This window comes from Marinobacter sp. MDS2 (genome assembly GCF_030718085.1).
GTDB lineage: Bacteria > Pseudomonadota > Gammaproteobacteria > Pseudomonadales > Oleiphilaceae > Marinobacter.
The window spans coordinates 97,128-117,108 of record NZ_JAVAJF010000002.1 but is presented as its reverse complement, the minus strand read 5'-3'; the positions used below and the strand labels follow the sequence as shown (position 1 = coordinate 117,108).

At 56.3% G+C, this 19,981-nt stretch carries 19 protein-coding genes and 2 tRNA genes; 13 read left to right on the top strand and 8 right to left on the bottom strand.

Annotated features, from left to right (window positions below):
* Positions 1 to 3: 3 nt before the first annotated feature.
* The 4 genes from rimK to Q9245_RS11355 form a co-directional block, all read right to left on the bottom strand.
* Positions 4 to 909, bottom strand: a complete 906-nt coding sequence (gene rimK, locus Q9245_RS11370; RefSeq protein ID WP_199007592.1) for a 30S ribosomal protein S6--L-glutamate ligase — start codon at positions 907 to 909, stop codon at positions 4 to 6.
* Positions 910 to 911: 2 nt separating this feature from the next.
* Complete coding sequence (locus Q9245_RS11365; RefSeq protein WP_305897297.1) at positions 912 to 1,403, bottom strand: ATP-dependent zinc protease; 492 nt, start codon at positions 1,401 to 1,403, stop codon at positions 912 to 914.
* Entirely contained in the window at positions 1,384 to 2,190 is an 807-nt protein-coding gene (locus Q9245_RS11360) for a mechanosensitive ion channel family protein (RefSeq protein WP_371824818.1), read from the bottom strand. Before Q9245_RS11360 ends, Q9245_RS11365 begins: the two co-directional genes overlap by 20 nt.
* A 103-nt stretch (positions 2,191 to 2,293) precedes the next feature.
* Positions 2,294 to 3,106, bottom strand: coding sequence for a hypothetical protein (locus tag Q9245_RS11355; protein WP_305897295.1), 813 nt, complete (start codon positions 3,104 to 3,106; stop codon positions 2,294 to 2,296).
* A gap of 137 nt (positions 3,107 to 3,243) precedes the next feature.
* On the opposite strand from Q9245_RS11355, the gene phrB reads away from it, so the two are divergent.
* Positions 3,244 to 4,635, top strand: a complete 1,392-nt coding sequence (gene phrB / locus Q9245_RS11350) for a deoxyribodipyrimidine photo-lyase (protein WP_305897294.1) — start codon at positions 3,244 to 3,246, stop codon at positions 4,633 to 4,635.
* 134 nt (positions 4,636 to 4,769) lie between these two features.
* Here phrB and Q9245_RS11345 read toward each other — a convergent pair whose 3' ends face one another.
* Genes Q9245_RS11345 through hemA form a run of 4 tightly spaced genes read right to left on the bottom strand, consistent with a single transcriptional unit; the run spans position 4,770 to position 8,746 of the window.
* The gene (locus Q9245_RS11345) at positions 4,770 to 5,516 is read right to left on the bottom strand and encodes a molybdopterin-synthase adenylyltransferase MoeB (protein ID WP_305897293.1); all 747 of its coding nucleotides are present in this window, start codon (positions 5,514 to 5,516) and stop codon (positions 4,770 to 4,772) included.
* 14 nt (positions 5,517 to 5,530) lie between these two features.
* Positions 5,531 to 6,367: a peptide chain release factor N(5)-glutamine methyltransferase gene (gene prmC, locus Q9245_RS11340; RefSeq protein WP_371824810.1), complete on the bottom strand. Its 837-nt coding sequence runs from the start codon at positions 6,365 to 6,367 to the stop codon at positions 5,531 to 5,533.
* Between the two features lie 4 nt (positions 6,368 to 6,371).
* The gene (gene prfA / locus Q9245_RS11335; protein WP_305897292.1) at positions 6,372 to 7,460 is read right to left on the bottom strand and encodes a peptide chain release factor 1; all 1,089 of its coding nucleotides are present in this window, start codon (positions 7,458 to 7,460) and stop codon (positions 6,372 to 6,374) included.
* Positions 7,457 to 8,746 carry a glutamyl-tRNA reductase gene (gene hemA, locus Q9245_RS11330; RefSeq protein ID WP_305897291.1) on the bottom strand — a complete coding sequence of 430 codons (1,290 nt, stop codon included), beginning with the start codon at positions 8,744 to 8,746 and terminating at the stop codon, positions 7,457 to 7,459. The genes prfA and hemA overlap by 4 nt, the downstream gene beginning before the upstream one ends.
* Before the next feature lie 232 nt (positions 8,747 to 8,978).
* Here hemA and Q9245_RS11325 point away from each other — a divergent pair, with 232 nt between their 5' ends.
* The 12 genes from Q9245_RS11325 to lipA all read left to right on the top strand — a co-directional run bounded on the left by Q9245_RS11325 (position 8,979) and on the right by lipA (position 19,946).
* On the top strand, positions 8,979 to 10,727 hold the full coding sequence (locus Q9245_RS11325) for a tetratricopeptide repeat protein (protein WP_305897290.1): 1,749 nt from the start codon (positions 8,979 to 8,981) through the stop codon (positions 10,725 to 10,727).
* Positions 10,728 to 10,735: 8 nt separating this feature from the next.
* Positions 10,736 to 11,350, top strand: a complete 615-nt coding sequence (lolB, locus tag Q9245_RS11320; RefSeq protein WP_305897289.1) for a lipoprotein insertase outer membrane protein LolB — start codon at positions 10,736 to 10,738, stop codon at positions 11,348 to 11,350.
* Positions 11,351 to 11,354: 4 nt separating this feature from the next.
* A complete protein-coding gene (gene ispE / locus Q9245_RS11315) occupies positions 11,355 to 12,218 on the top strand; it encodes a 4-(cytidine 5'-diphospho)-2-C-methyl-D-erythritol kinase (protein WP_305897288.1) in 864 nt (287 codons plus the stop codon).
* A gap of 19 nt (positions 12,219 to 12,237) precedes the next feature.
* Positions 12,238 to 12,312: transfer RNA gene (locus tag Q9245_RS11310), tRNA-Gln, on the top strand.
* Between the two features lie 52 nt (positions 12,313 to 12,364).
* Complete coding sequence (locus Q9245_RS11305) at positions 12,365 to 13,315, top strand: ribose-phosphate diphosphokinase (protein ID WP_305897287.1); 951 nt, start codon at positions 12,365 to 12,367, stop codon at positions 13,313 to 13,315.
* A gap of 189 nt (positions 13,316 to 13,504) precedes the next feature.
* Positions 13,505 to 14,146, top strand: a complete 642-nt coding sequence (locus tag Q9245_RS11300) for a 50S ribosomal protein L25/general stress protein Ctc (protein ID WP_305897612.1) — start codon at positions 13,505 to 13,507, stop codon at positions 14,144 to 14,146.
* Between the two features lie 21 nt (positions 14,147 to 14,167).
* Positions 14,168 to 14,758, top strand: coding sequence for an aminoacyl-tRNA hydrolase (pth, locus tag Q9245_RS11295; RefSeq protein WP_305897286.1), 591 nt, complete (start codon positions 14,168 to 14,170; stop codon positions 14,756 to 14,758).
* Positions 14,759 to 14,840: 82 nt separating this feature from the next.
* Entirely contained in the window at positions 14,841 to 15,932 is a 1,092-nt protein-coding gene (gene ychF / locus Q9245_RS11290; protein WP_305897285.1) for a redox-regulated ATPase YchF, read from the top strand.
* 91 nt (positions 15,933 to 16,023) lie between these two features.
* Positions 16,024 to 16,100 (top strand) — tRNA-Met (locus Q9245_RS11285).
* A gap of 68 nt (positions 16,101 to 16,168) precedes the next feature.
* Positions 16,169 to 17,380 carry a serine hydrolase gene (locus Q9245_RS11280; protein WP_305897284.1) on the top strand — a complete coding sequence of 404 codons (1,212 nt, stop codon included), beginning with the start codon at positions 16,169 to 16,171 and terminating at the stop codon, positions 17,378 to 17,380.
* A gap of 111 nt (positions 17,381 to 17,491) precedes the next feature.
* Complete coding sequence (locus Q9245_RS11275) at positions 17,492 to 18,769, top strand: O-acetylhomoserine aminocarboxypropyltransferase/cysteine synthase family protein (protein WP_305897283.1); 1,278 nt, start codon at positions 17,492 to 17,494, stop codon at positions 18,767 to 18,769.
* A 130-nt stretch (positions 18,770 to 18,899) separates the two neighbouring features.
* The gene (gene lipA, locus Q9245_RS11270; protein WP_305897282.1) at positions 18,900 to 19,946 is read left to right on the top strand and encodes a lipoyl synthase; all 1,047 of its coding nucleotides are present in this window, start codon (positions 18,900 to 18,902) and stop codon (positions 19,944 to 19,946) included.
* Positions 19,947 to 19,981 lie beyond the last annotated feature (35 nt).

The following is a 19,981-nucleotide window of genomic DNA, read 5'->3' as shown; positions in this document are numbered from 1 at the left end:
CGATTAGCCTCTGCCCTTGGTTTTGGTTTTCCAGGGCTTATAGTTTTTCTCAGTCCAGTTAATGATCATGCCCGCCACATTTTTACCGGTGGCATTTTCGATGCCTTCCAGCCCGGGCGACGAGTTCACTTCCATCACCAACGGCCCGCGGCTGGAGCGCAGCAGATCCACACCGGCCACGTTCAGGCCCATGGCTTTTGCCGCAGTAACGGCTGTGCGCCGCTCTTCCGGGGTAATGCGCACCAACGAGGCCGTACCACCACGGTGCAGGTTTGAACGGAACTCGCCCTCGGCACCTTGGCGTTTCATGGCCGCAATCACCTTGTCGCCAATCACGAAACAGCGGATATCGGCACCACCGGCTTCCTTGATGAATTCCTGCACCAGTATGTCAGCCTTCAGCCCCATAAAGGCCTCGATCACACTCTCGGCCGCTTTTCGGGTTTCCGCCAGCACCACACCGATACCTTGGGTACCTTGCAGCAGTTTGATCACCACCGGTGCGCCGCCCACCATTTTCAGCAGTTCCGGCACGTTATCCGGTTTGTTGGCGAAACCGGTCACCGGCATGCCCACGCCTTTACGGGCCAGCAATTGCAACGAGCGCAATTTATCCCGGGACCGGGTTATCGCCACCGATTCGTTCAGTGGGAATACACCCATCATTTCGAACTGCCGCAGCACGGCGGTGCCGTAAAAGGTAACCGAGGCACCGATTCGAGGAATCACCACGTCGAAATCCTCTAATACTTCCTCGTGATAATGAATCTTCGGATCTGCCGAGGTGATGTTCATCGAGCAATGCAAGCAATCGATCACTTTCACTTCATGCCCGCGATTGATGCCCTCTTCCATCAAACGCCGAGTGGAATACAGGTGACGATTGCGCGACATAATCGCAATTTTCATGATCAGGTCCTTGGTGCCGGTTCGCCGGCAAGATAAGAAGCTTCAGGGTACACAACGGCGCGGCCCGACATGGCGGTGCGCCCCAACAACATCCGGAATCGCATGGTATCCCGGTTGGTCAATGTCATTTCAATAGGCCAGCTTTCATCGCCCACGGCAACCGTGGTTTCAATCACCAGCCGCAGTTCTTTGTGGCCGCCGGAATCCGTCACGGTGCGCTCATCCAGCACTTTGGCATCGCACTCGACGACTTCCTTCATTTCGTTCTGGACCGGATGCACCCAGAATTTCACCCGGCGCTCTCCGTTTTCAGTATAGGGCTCTGTTCGGAAGGTGTGCAGGCAGGAGGTACGCGCGCCTGTATCCACCTTGGCTTTCATCCGGTCGATGCCCAGTTCCGGCAACCCTACCCATTCACGCCAACCCAGCCCGACTCTGTTTTCCGCGGCGGCAGGTGGCGTGTTCTTCATTGCTTCAGTCGTGCTTATCGACATCCGGGACACCCTTCTCTTTATGTTGCTCCGGTGCCAACAGCTGCACCCGGAATGGCTCAGAATGACTACCGGCATAAATGCTGGTATGAGGAAACGGTATTTCGATACCTTGGCCGTCGAGCATTTTCTTGACCGCAATCATCATGCAGCTTCGGCCTTCAAGAAACCGGTCTTTTGGCACCCAAAAGGAAAACTGTAGATCCACGGAGGATGCACCAAAACCGGTCACCTGCACGAACGCTTTCGGCTCTTCCAGACAGGCGGCATTTTCTTCCGCCAGCTCGAGCAGCAGTTCGCTGACTCGCTCCACATCTTCGGCGTAGGCAATGCCCAACGTCAGATCGATGCGCCGGATGGGAAACCGCGACCGGTTCACCACCCGCGTTTTAATCAGGGTTTCGTTCGGAATGCGCACATACAGGTTGTCGGGTGTACGCAGCTTCACGCTTAGCAAGTCGATGGCCACCACTTCTCCGGTGGTGCCATCCACTTCGATCACATCGCCAATCTCAAACGGACGCTCCATCACCAAAAACAAGCCACTGATAATATTCGATGCGGATGTTTGCGAGGCAAAGCCAATAGCGACGGTCAGGATGCCGGCAGCGCCCAGCACCACCTCCAACGAGAAACCCGCTTCACGGAGCGCCGCGACCGCAAACAGCATGAACACCAGATAGAAGCACAAGCGGCGAATCATCACCTGATGATGGCGGGAAACCCGATCCCCCACCAACCGGCCGACACTTCGGGCGAACAATGTGCCGAGCACAGCCCCCAGAAGCATCAGAAACGCCGCGGAAAACCACTGCCCCCATGCGATGCCGTTGCCGATTTCGGCGATTGTTTGCTGTATCGAATCAAACAAAGCACTACTCCTGTTTTGGCGGTCAGCCAAAGATATTGTCAACGGCACGCACTAATCGTCGGCCCCGAGCGAGTTTTTCCCGCGCCGGGGCTATGGCTTCACACTTGCCCGCTTCCGGGATCACCGCGTGATCAATGTGCAAACTGGCCGAACTCATATCGGTTTCGCACTTTACCGTAACACCCGAGGTCCAGAGTTGCCCCCGCTCGTTCCGGTAAATCGCCAGCAACGGTGTCGGTAAGCTGAATCGCTCAAGCAACAAGGGCTTCTCCCGCTCATTGATGATGGTTACCGGTGTTACCGCACGCCAAGGGCGTTTAGGCACAGCTTCCAGCGCCAGACGGCCATAGGTTGACGAGGCATAGCACAGCTCACCTTCGCGGGTGTTTCGACCGAGCCAGGTCATCGACGGCGGCGCCAGCGGAAACTCGGCCAGTTCGGTACGCGCTTCACCAACACAGACTTTCATCCACAGTGTAGTACCCACGTACAACACACAGCGGGCTCCCGCGGGAATGGTTAGGGGCTGAAACGGCCGAATAACCGTCGGCAAGTTGGCCACAGCGGGTACAAAGCAAAGCACCCCGTCATCGTGAGTGCGCACGAAGCGCTGAACCTTCACGTCGGCCGATGGCAGGGTATGGCCTGTCGATTCGTACCAGTTTTCAGGGTCTGTGCCTTGCTTTGAGGACTGCTCCCGGATCTGCCACTCCAGATCCAGCAGCGTGATCCACAACCGGGTATGACCGAGTTGATGCTGCTGCGTCTGGCCGGAAACCAGTTGATAGGAATGCGCCCAGGCACCGTCGCGCTGGCTTTCGGATTGCTCTGTCATACCGTGGAAAAAACTCCTTTTTCCTGGCGGGGATTATTGTTTAACTATAATCCAATCAGGCAAGGTCAGCGAATATATAAGTTAATGATTTCTCGCCTGTAATTACCCCTATTCCACAGCACGAGGTAAACCTGCTCATGGCTGAACTGGTCTGGTTCCGAAACGACCTCCGAATTGCCGACAACGCGGCGCTGACCGCCGCCTGCAAAAGCGGCCGTCCCGTGCGCGCGTGCTTTATCGTGACCCTGGACCAATGGCAGGAACACGACTGGTCGGCCGCTCGGGTTCAATTTGTGCTGGAACACGCCAACGCACTGTCGAAACAGCTGGCCAAACTCGGCATTGCTTTTACCTTTCTTCATGCCGAGACCTTTGAATCCAGTGTGGACGCATTGGAACAACACTGTCGCCGGCACAACATTAGCCATTTACACTTCAACGAAGAATACGGAGCCAACGAGCGCAAACGGGATAAGCAGGTTCGGGACAAGCTGACGGAGCTGGATGTATCGGTAAAAAAATACCGCGATCAAACCGTGGCGCCGGTCGGGCAGATTCTCACTCAGAAAGACGAGCCCTATTCCGTGTTCACTCCCTTTGCCCGCCGGTGGCGGGTGTGGATCGAAGAAACCCGCCCCACACTTTACCCGGTGCCTTCTGCGGTGGGGGCAGAAATCAAACCGGAACAAACCGATACCCGCCCCGCGCCATTCGAAAACGCTCCGGAGCCTTTGGTGGAAACCGGTGAAGACGCCGCCCACGATGCACTGGAGGAATTTCTCGCAGAGCGCGCCGCCAGCTACAAAGACACCCGGGACTTCCCCGCGCTGGACGGCACCAGCTTGTTGTCACCTTACTTGGCCAACGGTGTTTTATCGGGCCGCCAGTGCTTGATCGCCGCCCAGCAAACCGGCAGTTCCGGCGAGGGCATCGAAACCTGGATTAACGAAATCGCCTGGCGCGATTTCTACATCAATATCCTTTACCACTACCCAAGGCTCAGCATGCACAGAGCCTTCAAGCCGGAAACAGAAGCACTGAAGTGGAACGAGCCGGGCGAGCATTTTGAAGCGTGGAAAGAAGGCCGCACCGGCATTCCGATTGTGGATGCCGCCATGCGCCAGCTAAAAACCACCGGCTGGATGCACAATCGCCTACGGATGATCACGGCGATGTTTCTGTCCAAGAACCTGTTCATTGACTGGCGGCTGGGCGAAGCCTGGTTCATGCAGAATCTGGTGGACGGATTTCTGGCTTCAAACAACGGCGGCTGGCAATGGAATGCGTCCACAGGCACAGACTCGGCACCCTACTTTCGAGTGTTCAACCCGGTCACCCAGAGCGAACGTTTTGACCCGAAGGGCGAGTTTATTCGCAACTGGGTGCCAGAGCTGGCGAAGCTGGATAACAAGCGCATTCACGATCCGTCGAAAGGTGGGTTTATTCCCAAGGGCTATCCACGACCCATCGTGGACTTGAAAGAAAGCCGGAAGGAGGCGATTGCCCGGTTTCAGGCTTTGAAGGACTGAGTCGGGTTATCGGTCAGGGTTGGGGCGGCTCTCCAAAAACCGCTCCTTCGGCACGTCCATGTGACGCTTCTGCTCCGCCATCCATGGCTACGCACATTTTTGGAGAGCCGCCCCAACCCTGCCCTACTTTTAAGTTAGACCGAGCACACCGGGCAGTCTGGATCTTTTAATAGCTTCATTTCTCGCCATTGCATTTGCCATGCGTCCAGAATGAGCAATCGGCCTACAAGGGGACTGCCAATTTCCGCGATAAGTTTTATCGCTTCCATCGCTTGAGCTGAACCGATCATGCCCACCAAAGGCGCAATCACACCGGCTTCGGAACAGGTCAGATCTTCGTTGCCCTGTTCTTCGTACAGACAGTGGTAGCAAGGGCTTTCAGGGTTGCGGGGATCGTAGACAGATAACTGCCCTTCACCCCGTATAGCCGCGCCGGAAACCAATGGAACCCCGGCAGCAACGGATGCACGGTTAAGGGCGAAGCGGGTGTTGAAGTTGTCGGTGCAGTCCAGCACCAAAGTTGCATCCGCCACCAACTGCGCAAGGTCATCACCATCCACGCGGCGATTAACCGCATTCACCGTGATTTCAGGGTTAATCGCGCGAACACGTTCTGCAAGACGCTCTGCTTTGGAGTCACCAAGCCAGCTTTGCTGGAAACCGATTTGGCGCTGCAGGTTCGCCAATTCGATCTGATCGTCATCCACCAGTGTTAACTGCCCGACTCCCGCCGATCCCAGATACAGCGCCACCGGGCAACCCAGGCCGCCGGAGCCCAGAATCATCACCCGGGCTTCTTTCAGCTTTTGCTGACCGGCTATATCGAATTGGGGGATCAGAATTTGGCGGCTGTAGCGGAGCAGTTCGTCATCGCTGAGCATAGAAGGTCTCGCAGTTAATCGCTGGCTGGCTTGCGAGCCAGGGTCATTCGGTCGTTACCGCCGTAATCTTTGCGGGTTTCTATGTTGCGCCATCCGGCACAAGCAAACAACTCTCTCACCGCGTCGCCTTGATCGTAGCCGTGTTCCAACATCATCCAGCCGCCTGCATTTAACCAATCCAAGCCTTGGGTGACCAGCAAACGAATGTCATCAAGGCCGTCGTCGCCTGCAACTAAAGCCGATGAGGGTTCGAAGCGTACATCGCCCTCGCTAAGATGGCGGTCGCTGGCGGGAATATAGGGCGGGTTGGAGATGAGCAAATCAAAGGTGCCCGCCGGCAGGTCGTCAAACCAATGGCTTTGAATCACCGCAATGGGGAGGTTCAGGTTCTGGCTGTTCTCGCGGGCCAATTCCACCGCTTCGGCAATACGATCAGTAGCGGTGATCTGCCACTCGGGCTTTTCGCTGGCGAGTGCCAAGGCAATGGCGCCGGTGCCGGTGCCCAAATCCAGAACCTTGGCGGCTTCGGGCAATTCAAGCGATAAGGCGGTTTCCACCAGGCATTCGGTATCGGGGCGAGGTATCAAGGTAGACGCAGACACCTTCAAAGGCAGCGACCAGAATTCCTGCTGGCCAAGCAGATAAGCAATGGGCTTGCCCTCAACCCGTTCGGCAACAAGCACGAAGAACTGTTCAGCCTGTTCGGCCGTGACTTCCCGCTCGGGCCAGGCCCGAAAGCTGGTGCGGCTATGGCCGCTGACGTGACTCAGCAGCAATTCGGCGTCCAGTTTGGGCGAATCACCACCGATTCTGGCTACCGCTTCGTTGATAAGGGCTTCACAGGTCAACAAGGGTTTACTGATCCTGTGACAGTTCGGCCAGCAATTCCGCCTGATGTTCCTGCTGCAGCGGCACCACCACCGCATCCAGATCGCCACCAACCACTTCATCCAGCTTATACAACGTGAGGTTGATGCGGTGATCGGTCACCCGGCCCTGCGGGAAATTGTAGGTGCGGATGCGTTCGGAGCGGTCACCACTGCCTACCAGACTCTTCCGGGTTTCGGCCATGCTTTGCTGCTGTTTTTCCAGCTCGGCATTCTGCAGGCGTGAGGCCAGCAGACTCATGGCTTTGGCGCGGTTTTTGTGCTGTGAGCGCTCTTCCTGACACTCCACCACCAGCCCTGTCGGCAAGTGGGTAATGCGGATCGCGGAGTCGGTTTTGTTTACGTGCTGACCACCGGCACCGGAGGCCCGAAAGGTGTCCACACGCAAATCGCCTTTGTTGATATCAATGGCTTCTGCTTCGTCCGCCTCCGGAATGACGGCCACCGTGCACGCCGAGGTATGAATACGGCCTTGCGATTCGGTTTCCGGCACCCGCTGAACCCGGTGAGCGCCGGATTCGAATTTAAGGGCTCCGTAAACACCCTCACCTGACAGGCGGGCGATCACTTCTTTATACCCGCCGTGCTCGCCTTCGTTCTCGTTCAGAATTTCAACCTGCCAGCGGCGTTTTTCGGCGTAACGGGAATACATGCGGAACAAGTCACCGGCAAAAATAGCGGCTTCATCACCCCCGGTACCGGCACGGACTTCCAGAAACACGTTCTTGGTATCGTTCGGATCTTTCGGCAACATCAGCCGTTGCAGCTCTGCATCCAGCTCTTCGCTGCGGGATTGGGCGTCAGCCAGCTCTTCTTCGGCCATGGCGCGCATGTCGGCGTCGCCGTCTTTGGCCAACTCTTTCGCTTCCTCAACATCCGCCAGCGACTGCTGCCATGCCTGAAAGCATTTCACCACAGGTTCAATCTCTGCGTATTCTTTAGACAGGTCACGAAATTTGTTCTGATCGGCAATCACTGAGGCATCGCTTAACAGCGCACTCACCTCCTCGAACCGCTCTACCAACTGTTCAAGGCGGGATTTAATCGATGGCTTCATAGTTTTTCCGTGGTGGTGGGCTCGTCAGCATCCAACGTTTCAAGCTGATAAAGCTCGCGCAGGAAGTCCGCAACTTCGGTGCGCCCTTCAGCCATGGCTTTACGCACTTGCGTGGATGGTTGGTGCAGAAGCTTATTAGTAAGGCCCCGCGCCAGACTACGAAGCGCGGTTTCCGGGTCGGTACCGTTACGCAGCGCCCGGAGTGCTTTCTCGGTTTCCGCGTCGCGGAGCGTTTCGGCCCGCGAACGGAACACCTTTAATGTAGAGACCGCATCCAACGCGCGGAGCTGGTCAAGAAAATCCTGAACACCACTGGCGATCAGGTTCTCGGCCTCTCGGGCGGCACCTTCCCGTGAGCGAACGTTCTCTTCAATAACCTGGCGCAGATCATCAACGGTGTATAAGTAGACATCCGCCAGGCCCCCGACTTCCGGTTCTATGTCGCGGGGTACCGCAATATCTACCATGAAATAGGGGCGGTGTTTGCGCTTTTTCAGCGCTCGCTCGACCGCACCTTTACCAAGAATCGGCAACGGACTGGCGGTTGAGGAAATCACGATATCAACATCGGCCAAGTGATCCGGAATCTCGGACAGCACAATGCCTTTACCACCGTGCAGCTCCGCCAATGCCTGCGCACGTTCCAGAGTGCGGTTTGCGACCAGAAAATCTTTCACACCGGCATCGGCCAAATGCCGGGAAACCAGCTCGATGGTTTTACCAGCACCGATCAGCAGTGCTTTGTTGCGGGACATATCCGCAAAAATCTGATGCGCCATGCTGACCGACGCGTACGCCACCGACACCGGATTTTCACCGATCGCGGTTTCGGTCCGTACACGCTTGGCAACGGAAAAAGTGTGTTCAAACAAACGAGAAAGGAAGGTACCGGTGGCGTTGTGTTCGCGGGCCAAGGCGTAGGCATCTTTAAGCTGACCCAGAATCTGCGGTTCGCCCAACACCATGGAATCGAGGCCCGCAGCCACTCGCATCATGTGCCGTACCGCGTCAGAGTCCCGGTGCACGTAGATCACGTTTTCCAGATCCGCCGCGTCCAGATCGTGGAACCCGGCCAGCCACCGCAACACCGCAGGCGCGCAGTCGTCGTCCCCTGCCAGATAGAGCTCCGTGCGGTTACAGGTAGACAGGATGCCGGCTTCACTGGCACCCGTCGCCACCCGCAGCTCGGAAAAGGCCTCGGCCATCCGCTCCGGTGTAAACGCCACTCGCTCGCGGATCTCCACGGGCGCAGTGCGGTGATTTATTCCCAGTGTCAGCAATGCCATGGCGAGTTCAAAACACCCTAGTCCAATGGAAGATAAGCAGCCTCATTCTACCGGCGCCCGCCTGCACCTGCCACCTCAAAACGCCCCGGCTTCGGCAACTGCGGACATGTTGGGCAACTTCAAGCGCTTATGCCATTATAGGCGCTCGGCCTTGACCACGATCCGACCTGCCTCAACTTTCGGGCAAAGAACGGTCATTCTGAAACACAGCCTCGAGCTCACAGGACGTTGCATGCAAAGAAACGCACCATACCTGGCCACCTGCCTGCTGGGAATTACCTTCGCCACTTTATCCGGCTGCGCCAGTTTTTCTGGGTCATCCTCACAGCCAGCCCCCGAGCCCGCTGCCACTCCCACACCTGAACAAACCGACATTGAGTACGCCGACTTTGAACCCGAAGTGCTGTACCAACTCCTGTCGGCAGAGATTGCAGCGCAACGAGGCCGCTACGACGTAACACTGGTTAACTATCTGCAGGCTGCAAAAACCTCCAGAGATGACGGCGTGATCGAACGGGCCATGCGCATTGCCCAAACACTCAATGCCGACAACGCCCAACAACAACTGGCCAACCTGTGGCTCGAGAAGTCGCCCGAAAACATTCAGGCTCACCGTGTGGCAGCCATTCAGGCGGTCAAGCGTCAAAATCTGGAAACCGCCCTGTATCACATGGAAGAGATCCTGAACCAAGGCGAAGACGCTGATTTTGACAGCCTTGCCGCCATGGCCACTCAATTGCCTCCGGAACAGCAACAAGAGCTCCTGACACTGTACTTGCGCCTGGCTGAACGCCATCCGGATACTCCCGATCTTGAATATGGAATCGCTTTGCTCATGAAGGTCACCGGTGCCGCCCAGGACGGCCTCGACCGGCTGGACACCTTGCTTGCCGAGCATCCGAACTTTCAGCCCGCCATTACACTCAAAGGTGACCTGCTCTACCAAACGGGCCAGACAAAAGCGGCGCTGAACTACCTCACAACCAATACGCGGCGATTCCCTGACAACCGTCAAATGGGCACGCTGTATGGCCGCATCCTCATTAACGAGCAAAAACTGCAAGCCGCTCAGGACGAGTTTCAGCGTCTGGTTAAACGCTACCCCAAAGTGCCAGGGCTTAAACTGTCCCACGCCTTGGTGGCGTTGGAAAACCAACAGCCTGACATTGCCCGAACAGAGCTCACGGCGCTTGTTGAGCAGGGCCACCACATCAATGAAGCCCAGTATTACCTAGGCCGCATTGAAGAAGAAGCCGGAAACACCGAGTTGGCTATCAATCACTACCAGAGCGTGGATGAGGGCAATTACTATTTCCCGGCGCTGTCACGGGCCAGTGAACTGAAAGCGCAAGCGGGCGAGCTGAGCGAGGCCATTAGCCACCTCCATTCACTCAGAGCCAACAACCCCGAGCAAGCCGAGAAGTTCTGGTTGCTGGAAATCAATCTGTTGATTGACCAGAACAAGAAAGCGAGAGCCTTGGCAGCAACCAACACGGCCCTTGAGGAGTACCCGAAAAACGTTGAGGCCCGCTATGCTCGGGCCATGCTACTGGACGCTCGCGGTGAGCCCGAGCAGGCAGAACAAGATCTGAAAGCAATCCTGGACATAGAACCGGCCAGCTCCATTACCCTGAACGCGCTCGGCTACATATTGACCGAGCGAACCGACCGCCTCCAGGAAGCACAGGGCTACATCGAGCGCGCGCTCGCCCTCGACCCGGACAACCCCGCCATCCTGGACAGCATGGGATGGGTCCTGTTCAAACAAGGCCGCACAATGGAAGCGCTCGACTATCTGTCACAAGCCTGGGGCGCCTACCCGGACCCGGAAGTCTCCGCCCATTACGGCGAGGCACTATGGAGCATCGGCGAAGAGGAACAGGCTCGCATAGTCTGGGAAGAAGGGTTAGACAACGATCCTGATCACGAGATCCTTCTCGAAACCATCGAGCGCCTGACCAACGACGGGAGCGAAGAATGACTTGCAGAATGCCCCTCCTGCTAACCTTGCTGCTGACCATCACCGGCTGCACCACCATACAGCTGGAGCCGTTGCCAGACGGCATGACTGAACAACCACCCGCCGAGTGGGCTGCTCGCTCGGCCGAATTAACCCGATTCAACCACTGGTTATTGTCGGGCAAATTAGCCGTCAAGCAACCCTCCGACAGCGGAACTGCGGTGATTAACCGCTGGCAGCAACGCAACGAGGTCTACGAACTTGCGCTGTCTTCGTCGTTCCTCGGCATGGGCAGCACCCAGCTGAAAGGCGTTCCGGGTTACATCCATCTGACCATGCCCAACGGCGACAGCTACCAATCCTCAGAGCCCGAAAAGCTGATTAAGGCGGCCACGGGCTGGCAGCTACCCATCGACAACCTGACATGGTGGATCAAGGGACTGCCCGCACCCGACGGAGACTTCCGCCTGCTGTTTGATGAGCAAAACAAACTGGCCATCCTCGAACAGGATGGCTGGGAGATCCGCTACGATCGCTGGCACTCGTTCGTGGACAGCCTGCCCGAACTGCCGGCCCGAATCACAGCCCTGAAAGACGATAAACGAGTCCGTGTCGTTATCAGCCACTGGCAACGCGAGGACTGACCCAGTGACCACCCGCATCACCCTGCCCTCGCCGGCAAAGCTGAACCTGTTCCTGCACATCACCGGCCAACGGCCGGACGGCTACCACGAGCTCCAAACCCTGTTCCAGTTCCTGGACTACGGCGACGAACTGACCTTCACACTCACCCCGGAACAGCCCGGGGTGCGCCTTGAGAACTCTATAGACAGCGTGCCCGATGACCAGAACCTCATCATCCGGGCGGCCAAGGCTCTGGCATCGCGCAGCTCGAACGCTTTACCCGGAATCAGCATCAATTTGACCAAACGCTTGCCCATGGGCGGCGGATTGGGCGGCGGCAGCTCCAATGCCGCTACCACTCTGCTCGGTTTGAACTATCTTTGGAACTTGAACCTGAGTGAAGACGAGCTAGCCGATATCGGTCTGACCTTGGGTGCCGACGTGCCCGTTTTTGTTCGCGGCAAAGCAGCGGTGGGCGAAGGCGTGGGAGAAATCCTGACGCCCGCAAACCCGCCCCAGGACTGGTTTCTGGTGCTAAAACCAAACTGCGAAATCAACACCGGAAAGATTTTTTCAGAAAAAGGGTTGACAAGAGACACCCCAAAAATGAAAATACGCCCCGCTTTTGAGGGAGACGCCTCGAGGTACCGAAATGACTGCGAGGATGTAGTTCGTGAACTGTATCCTGAGGTTGACCGAAGCCTGGAATGGCTTGCACAATTCGGACCTGCAAGATTAACCGGAACCGGGGCTTGCATTTTTGGACGTTTCCCTACAGAATCCGCAGCGCGGATCATCTGGGAAAGCAAACCCTCCGGCATCAAGGGGTTCGTAGCTAAAGGGGTGAACATTTCACCGCTTCACACAAAGCTAACAGAGCTAAGATGATGCCAAAAAAGCACGATACTGGGGTGTCGCCAAGTGGTAAGGCAACGGGTTTTGATCCCGTCATGCGCAGGTTCGAATCCTGCCACCCCAGCCACCTTTCTCCCGCTTCTTCTGAATCAAACGCCGATACCGAGAAGGATGCCTTCGTGTCAAAACTGATGATCTTCGCTGGCAACGCCAATCCTGAGCTTGCCAAAGCAATCGCAAAGAAACTCCACATTCCCATGGGCGAAGCCACTGTTGGCCGCTTCAGCGATGGCGAAACCACCGTTGAGATCAATGAGAATGTACGTGGCCATGATGTATTCATCATTCAGCCCACCTGCTACCCAACCAACGACAACCTGATGGAACTGATCGTGATGGCTGACGCTCTGCGTCGTGCCTCTGCATCACGAATCACGGCGGTTGTCCCTTACTACGGGTATGCGCGCCAGGATCGTCGCGTTCGCTCAACGCGTGTTGCTATCAGCGCCAAAGTCGTTGCCGACATGATCTCCAGCATCGGCGTGGATCGTGTACTGACGCTTGACCTGCACGCTGACCAGATTCAAGGCTTCTTCGATATTCCGGTAGACAACATCTACGCCACACCGGTGATGATGGAAGACATCGAAAAGCAGCGTTTCGAAAACTTTGTTGTGGTCTCCCCTGACGTTGGCGGTGTTGTTCGCGCCCGCGCCGTTGCCAAGCGCATGGACGATGCCGACCTGGCCATCATCGACAAACGTCGCCCGAAAGCCAATGTATCCCAGGTGATGCACATCATTGGTGATGTTGCCGATAAGACCTGCATCTTGGTAGACGACATCGTGGATACCGCCGGCACACTGTGCAAGGCCGCTGAAGCGCTGAAAAATCGTGGTGCTTCACGCGTTGTTGCTTACATTACCCATCCGGTACTGTCTGGCCCGGCCATCGAGAATATTAACGGATCCGAGCTGGACGAACTGGTCGTCTGCGACACGATCCCGCTGAGTGACAAAGCGAAGAATTGTGATAAAATCCGCGTCCTCAGCATGGCTGGCTTGCTTGCAGAGTCTATTCGCCGGGTCAGCAATGAAGAATCGATCAGCGCTCTGTTTGAGAACGTGTAATTCGGAAACCCCGAAATACAGCGCACACTCAATAAGTTAAATAACGCTGAAACCGTATCAGAGTCGGGAGCCTAACAAGGCTCCCGACTCTTTTAGTCAGTCTGGGAAATAATTCTCAGGCTATTCAAAAACATCATCTGTCCATAAGCCTGGTCGCGGGCGGTTCAGATGACGATTGAGGTACATATCATGTCCCAGGAATTTGTTATTGAAGCATTTCCTCGTGACGATCAGGGGAGAGGTGCGAGCCGCCGCCTGCGTCGTGAGGAAAAGAAAATCCCAGCAATCATCTATGGCGAAGGCAAAGATGCCGTATCCATTTCTATCTGGGAAAACGAGCTGAAAAAAGCTCTGGAAAACGAATCTTTCTTCTCTCAGATCCTGACTATCGATCTGGAAGGCAAAAAAGAAAGCGTTATCCTGAAGGATCTGCAGCGTCACGCGTACAAGCTGCGCCTGATCCACGCTGACTTCCTGCGTGTAGACAAAGATCACGAAATCGTTGTTCAGGTTCCTGTTCACCTGGTGAACGAAGACACCGCTCCTGCGATCAAGACTTTCGGCGGCGTAGCTTTCCGTCTGCTGACCGAAGTTGAAGTAGCGTGTCTGCCTAAGGATCTGCCAGAGTTCATCGAAATCGATCTGGCCGACGTGGAACTGGATCAAGTTGTTCACCTGAGCGACCTGAAACTGCCAGAAGGCGTTCGTATCCCGGCTCTGCAGCACGATTCCGAGCACGACCAGGCTGTTGTCTCCATCAACAAGCCTAAAGGCGCCAAGGCTGACAACGCCGAAGACGCTGAAGAAGCAGAGGAAGGCGGCGAGGAGTAATAACTCCGGAGGGACTGGCATATGGCACAGGATATTGTCATGGTTGTTGGCCTGGGTAACCCCGGAGCCGACTACGAGAATACCCGCCACAATGCCGGCGCCCTGTTCGTCGAAGCGCTGGCCCGCGATGCGGGTCAGACGCTCCGCCCCGAAAAGAAGTACCACGGGCTGTATGCTCGTATTCACTGGCAGGGCCTTGACCTGCATCTGCTCAACCCCAGCACGTTCATGAACCGCAGCGGCCTGGCCATCAAGGCACTCGCGGATTTCTTCAAGATCGCGCCTGAAAACATCCTGATTGCCCACGACGAACTCGATATCGCCCCCGGCACAGCCAAACTTAAAAAAGGCGGCGGCCACGGCGGCCACAACGGGTTGCGCGACGCTATTGCACACTTGGGCACCAAAGACTTCCAACGACTGCGTATCGGCATTGGCCACCCTGGCGACAGCCGCAAGGTTACCGGCTATGTACTTGGCCGCCTCGGCAAAAAAGAAACCGAGGAACTGAATGCCGTCACCGCTGAAATCATGCGCGTACTTCCGGATGCCGCCAACGGCAAACTGGCAGCTGCCATGAACCGCTTGCACAGCTTCAAACCGATAGCCTGATCACGTCACAACCCCTTACTCGCACCTATACCGATACACCGGTATAATCCGCGCAAATTATCCGTTCCAGCAGAGGCAATTCATGGGATTTAACTGCGGCATTGTCGGCCTACCGAACGTCGGCAAATCAACCTTGTTCAACGCACTCACCAAAGCCGGTATTGGCGCCGAGAACTTCCCGTTCTGCACCATCGAACCAAACGCCGGCGTGGTGGCCATGCCCGACCCGCGCCTGACCAAACTGGCTGAGATCGTCAAACCCGAACGTGTGGTGCCAACCACCATGGAGTTCGTGGACATCGCCGGCCTGGTTGCTGGCGCATCCAAGGGCGAAGGCCTGGGCAACCAGTTTTTGGCCAACATCCGCCAGACAGATGCCATCGCCCACGTAGTGCGCTGCTTTGAAGACAGCAATGTGATCCACGTTGCCAACAAAGTTGACCCGGCTTCTGACATTGAGATCATCAACACCGAGCTCGCTCTTGCCGACCTCGACACCGTTGAGAAAGCCATCAAACGTGTACAGCGTGTTGCCAAAAGCGGCGACAAAGACGCAAAAGCCCAGCTGGAGATGTTCGAGCAACTGCTGCCGGTGCTGAACGAAGGCAAGCCCGTGCGCAGCATGAACCTCGATACCGATCAGTTGGCACTGATCCGCGAGCTGTGCCTGCTCACCATCAAACCGACCATGTACATCGCCAACGTCAGCGAAGACGGTTTCGAGAACAACCCTCACCTTGACGTTGTCCGTGACATTGCTGCGTCTGAAAATGCGGTGGTCGTACCCATCTGCAACAAGATCGAAGCTGAAATCTCCGAGCTGGAAGACGACGAAAAAGCCATGTTCCTGGATGAAATGGGCATGGAAGAACCGGGCCTCGACCGCGTTATCCGCGCCGGCTACGCGCTACTGGACTTGCAGACCTACTTCACCGCTGGCGTGAAAGAAGTGCGTGCCTGGACCGTTCGCGTTGGCGCAACGGCTCCTCAAGGCGCTGGCGTTATTCACACCGATTTCGAGCGCGGCTTCATCCGTGCCGAAGTGATCAGCTACGACGATTTCGTGCAATACAACGGCGAAGCCGGTGCAAAAGAAGCCGGCAAATGGCGTTTGGAAGGCAAGGAATACATCGTTCAAGACGGCGATGTCATCCACTTCCGCTTTAACGTGTAATTTTTCGGAAATTTTGGCCCGGAAGCCTTGACAGCTTGAAGCCAAATGCCGAAAATACGCGCCTCGTTTGGGGTGATCCCCGAAACGATTTGGCAAGGTAGCTCAGTTGGTTAGAGCACAGCACTCATAATGCTGGGGTCGGCGGTTCGACTCCGCCCCTTGCTACCAGTATTCTAAAAGCCCGACTCGAAAGAGTTGGGCTTTTTTTTTGCTCATACCTTCTGGAATCTGCTGCTATGTCCGAAAACATCGCGTCCGGCTTGTCCATCGATACCCTTGAACGAATCACCCGCCATTTCGATGAACGCTACATCCAGCCCGGCAAACTGCCTGGCGCAGTAACCCTTGTGGCCCGTCACGGCAAAGTGGTCTGGTCGCAGGCCCAGGGCTTCATGGATTTAGAGAGGAGCCGGCCGATGCAGAGGGACACCCTATTCCGTATCTACTCCATGACCAAACCGGTTACTTCGATTGCCATGATGCAGCTCTACGAGCAAGGCAAGTTCCTGCTGAACGACCCGGTGCACAAGTACATTCCTTCATGGCGTAACTTGCGGGTTTACAAAAGCGGCAGCTATCCCAATTTCGAGACTGAGCCGGTAGCAAAAGCGATGACCATTCGGGATTTGATGACGCACACCTCCGGCCTGACATACGGCTTTACCGAGCGCACGGAAGTAGACGCGGCGTATCGCAAACTAAAACTGGATGGCAGTTCGATTCTCACGCTGGAAAAGCTGGTCAACCGGCTGGCTGAATTGCCTCTGGAATTTTCGCCCGGAACCGCGTGGAACTACTCTGTTTCTACCGATGTCCTGGGGTATCTTGTAGAGCTGCTTTCCGGACAGTCGCTGGATCAATACTTCGACGAACACATATTCCAACCGCTAGGCATGACGGACACCGGCTTTCACGTTCGCGCCGACCAGCAGCATCGGTTTGCGGCCTGCTATCTATACCAGCCCGGCGACACGATGAAACTGCAGGACGACCCCGAACGCTCGAAATACCTGAAACCACCGCGCTTTCTTTCAGGCGGCGGCGGCCTGGTTTCCAGCATCGATGATTACCATAAATTTGCTCAAGCACTGTGCCAAGGCGGTGAATTCCAGGGGCAACGCATTATCGGACGTAAAACGCTAGAGTTCATGCGTCGCAATCACTTGCCCGACAACCAGGATCTACCTGCGCTGTCGGTTGGCGGTTTCAGCGAAACGCCTTATCAGGGCAGCGGATTCGGCCTGGGCTTTTCAGTCAAAACGGATGTGCCGGCCTCTCACACCGTCGGAACGGAAGGCGAATTTGGCTGGGGCGGGTTAGCCAGCACCAGCTTTTTTGTAGACCCCAAAGAAGATCTGGTGGTTATCTTCATGACACAGCTGATGCCGTCATCCTCCTACCCGATCCGGCAAGAGCTAAGAGCTTTAGTTTACGGTGCAATGACCTAAATCGCCGCGGGAACGCGCATTACGTAACACTACCTATTCGATCCTGACGGCCTGTGGCATACTCGGCCTCCTTAGCCAATAACGAACAAATCATCAGCAAGGACTGTTGTCATGAAACCAGCAACTCTCGCCCTGCACGCCGGCTTCAAAAGCGACCCGACCACCAAGGCCGCAACCACGCCGATTTATCAAACCACGTCATACACCTTTGACGATACCCAGCACGGTGCCGATCTGTTTGACCTGAAAGTTCAGGGCAATATTTACACCCGCATCATGAACCCGACCAACTCGGTTCTTGAGGAGCGCATGGCCGCCCTCGAAGGTGGCATCGGCGCGCTGGCCGTTGCGTCCGGCATGGCCGCCATCACCTACGCCCTGCAAACTATTTGCCGGGTTGGCAACAACATCGTCAGTACCGGTCAGCTTTACGGCGGCACCTACAACCTGTTTGCACACTCGCTGCCAAACCAAGGCATCACGTGCAAAATGGTGGCTCACGACGACTACGAGGCGCTTGAAAACGCGATCGACGACCAGACCCGCGCCTTGTTCTGCGAGTCTATCGGCAACCCTGCCGGCAACGTTGTGGATATCCAGAAATGGGCCGAAATTGCCCACAAGCACGGCATTCCCCTGATTGTTGATAACACCGTGGCCACGCCGGTTCTATGCCGCCCGTTCGAACACGGTGCCGACATCGTTATCCACTCCCTGACCAAGTACATTGGCGGTCACGGAACCACGGTCGCAGGTATCGTGGTGGATTCCGGCAAATTCGACTGGAAAGGCAACGCCGACAAATTCCCGATGATGAACGAGCCAGACCCGTCCTACCACGGTGTGGTTTACACCGAAGCGCTGGGCGAAGCCGCCTTTATCGGTCGCTGCCGCGTGGTACCGCTGCGTAACACTGGTTCTGCGTTATCGCCGTTCAACTCCTTCCTGATCATGCAGGGCATGGAAACCTTGGCTCTGCGCATGGAGCGCCATTGTTCCAACGCCGAGAAAGTCGCCCAGTTCCTGCAGGATCACCCGTCCGTTGAATGGGTAAACTACGCGGGCCTGGCAAACAGCCCATTCAAAGCCACCTGCGAAAAGATCTGCGGTGGCAAAGCAAGCGGCATTCTGAGCTTCGGCATCAAAGGCGGCCGCGAAGCCGGTGCCAAGTTCATCGATGCACTGGATCTGATCCTGCGCTTGGTCAACATTGGCGATGCCAAGTCGCTCGCTTGCCACCCGGCCACGACCACCCACCGTCAGCTTGATGCAGACGAACTCAAGAGCGCCGGTGTCAGCGAAGATCTGGTCCGGCTGTCCATCGGCATCGAAGATGTTGAAGACATCATTGCCGACGTTGCTCAGGCTCTGGAAAAGTCCCAGGCCTGATCTTCATCAACCGGGTACGACCAAAGTCGTGCCCGGTACCCTCGTGATTGCCCGTATCCACCTTGTAACTGCACGCCTCGCCCTTTAACCTTTAGAGCTCACCTTATCTGACTCGAGAGCTCCCGACGCCATGAGCGACAGTGCCAAACCCCGCATTACCAGTGGTTCCAAATTCCGCAACGAACACGGTTTCTCCGCCATTAAAGACGGTGTTAAGCGATCGGTCTCGAGTGCAGAAGACAAACCTCTGGAGCGCAAGCCGAAATGGCTGAGAGCGCGTATGCCCGGGGGTGACCGCTATGAAGCCGTTCGTCGCAACGTATCCGAACATCGCCTGAGTACGGTTTGTCAGGAGTCTCACTGCCCGAACATCGGCGAATGCTGGACCAACGGTACCGCCACCATCATGGTGATGGGCTCGGTTTGTACCCGCGCCTGTAAGTTCTGCGCGGTCGATACCGGCAACCCGAAAGGCTGGCTGGATCCGGAAGAACCGGAGAACACCGCCAAGTCGGTCGAACTCATGGGGCTGCGCTATATCGTGCTCACTTCGGTAGACCGGGACGACCTGGATGATGGCGGCGCGGCGCATTACGCGGCTTGCGTGTCATCCATCAAACAACGCACTCCGGAAGTGGCGGTCGAAGCCCTGACTCCGGATTTCGATGCCGTGATGAGCGATGTCGAAAAGGTGGTGGATTCGGGCCTGGATGTCTTTGCCCAAAACGTCGAAACGGTTAAACGACTGACCAGTCGAGTTCGAGATCCTCGTGCCGGTTATGAAAAAACCCTCAGCGTTCTGGCTCACGCCAAAAAACACCGGCCAGACGTGCTGACCAAGACCAGCCTGATGCTGGGGCTCGGCGAAACCGAAGAAGAAGTGCTCGAGACGATGGATGACCTGCGCGCCATTGGCGTAGACATTCTGACCCTGGGCCAATACCTGCGCCCTACCCCGAACCACTTGCCCGTAGAGCGCTATGTAACGCCGGAAGAGTTCAACCGGTTCCGCGAGATCGGTCTGGAAAAAGGCTTCATGGAAGTTCCCTCAGGGCCGATGGTACGCTCCAGCTACCGGGCCGACCGAGTGTTCGACAAGAACAACCTGGGGCTGTCAGTGCCAGAGGTTCCGGAAACTGCCCATACTATGCAGATCCCAGTTAAGCACGTGGAATAACCTCTAATATTAAAAAAGCCGCCGGAGGTTCACTC

Coding starts and splice junctions, on each gene's coding strand:
- rimK (WP_199007592.1), bottom strand. CDS start 909: ATGAAAATTGCGATTATGTCGCGCAATCGTCACCTGTATTCCACTCGG.
- Q9245_RS11365 (WP_305897297.1), bottom strand. CDS start 1,403: ATGTCGATAAGCACGACTGAAGCAATGAAGAACACGCCACCTGCCGCC.
- Q9245_RS11360 (WP_371824818.1), bottom strand. CDS start 2,190: ATGCTTCTGGGGGCTGTGCTCGGCACATTGTTCGCCCGAAGTGTCGGC.
- Q9245_RS11355 (WP_305897295.1), bottom strand. CDS start 3,106: ATGACAGAGCAATCCGAAAGCCAGCGCGACGGTGCCTGGGCGCATTCC.
- phrB (WP_305897294.1), top strand. CDS start 3,244: ATGGCTGAACTGGTCTGGTTCCGAAACGACCTCCGAATTGCCGACAAC.
- Q9245_RS11345 (WP_305897293.1), bottom strand. CDS start 5,516: ATGCTCAGCGATGACGAACTGCTCCGCTACAGCCGCCAAATTCTGATC.
- prfA (WP_305897292.1), bottom strand. CDS start 7,460: ATGAAGCCATCGATTAAATCCCGCCTTGAACAGTTGGTAGAGCGGTTC.
- hemA (WP_305897291.1), bottom strand. CDS start 8,746: ATGGCATTGCTGACACTGGGAATAAATCACCGCACTGCGCCCGTGGAG.
- Q9245_RS11325 (WP_305897290.1), top strand. CDS start 8,979: ATGCAAAGAAACGCACCATACCTGGCCACCTGCCTGCTGGGAATTACC.
- lolB (WP_305897289.1), top strand. CDS start 10,736: ATGCCCCTCCTGCTAACCTTGCTGCTGACCATCACCGGCTGCACCACC.
- Q9245_RS11300 (WP_305897612.1), top strand. CDS start 13,505: ATGTCCCAGGAATTTGTTATTGAAGCATTTCCTCGTGACGATCAGGGG.
- pth (WP_305897286.1), top strand. CDS start 14,168: ATGGCACAGGATATTGTCATGGTTGTTGGCCTGGGTAACCCCGGAGCC.
- ychF (WP_305897285.1), top strand. CDS start 14,841: ATGGGATTTAACTGCGGCATTGTCGGCCTACCGAACGTCGGCAAATCA.
- Q9245_RS11280 (WP_305897284.1), top strand. CDS start 16,169: ATGTCCGAAAACATCGCGTCCGGCTTGTCCATCGATACCCTTGAACGA.
- Q9245_RS11275 (WP_305897283.1), top strand. CDS start 17,492: ATGAAACCAGCAACTCTCGCCCTGCACGCCGGCTTCAAAAGCGACCCG.
- lipA (WP_305897282.1), top strand. CDS start 18,900: ATGAGCGACAGTGCCAAACCCCGCATTACCAGTGGTTCCAAATTCCGC.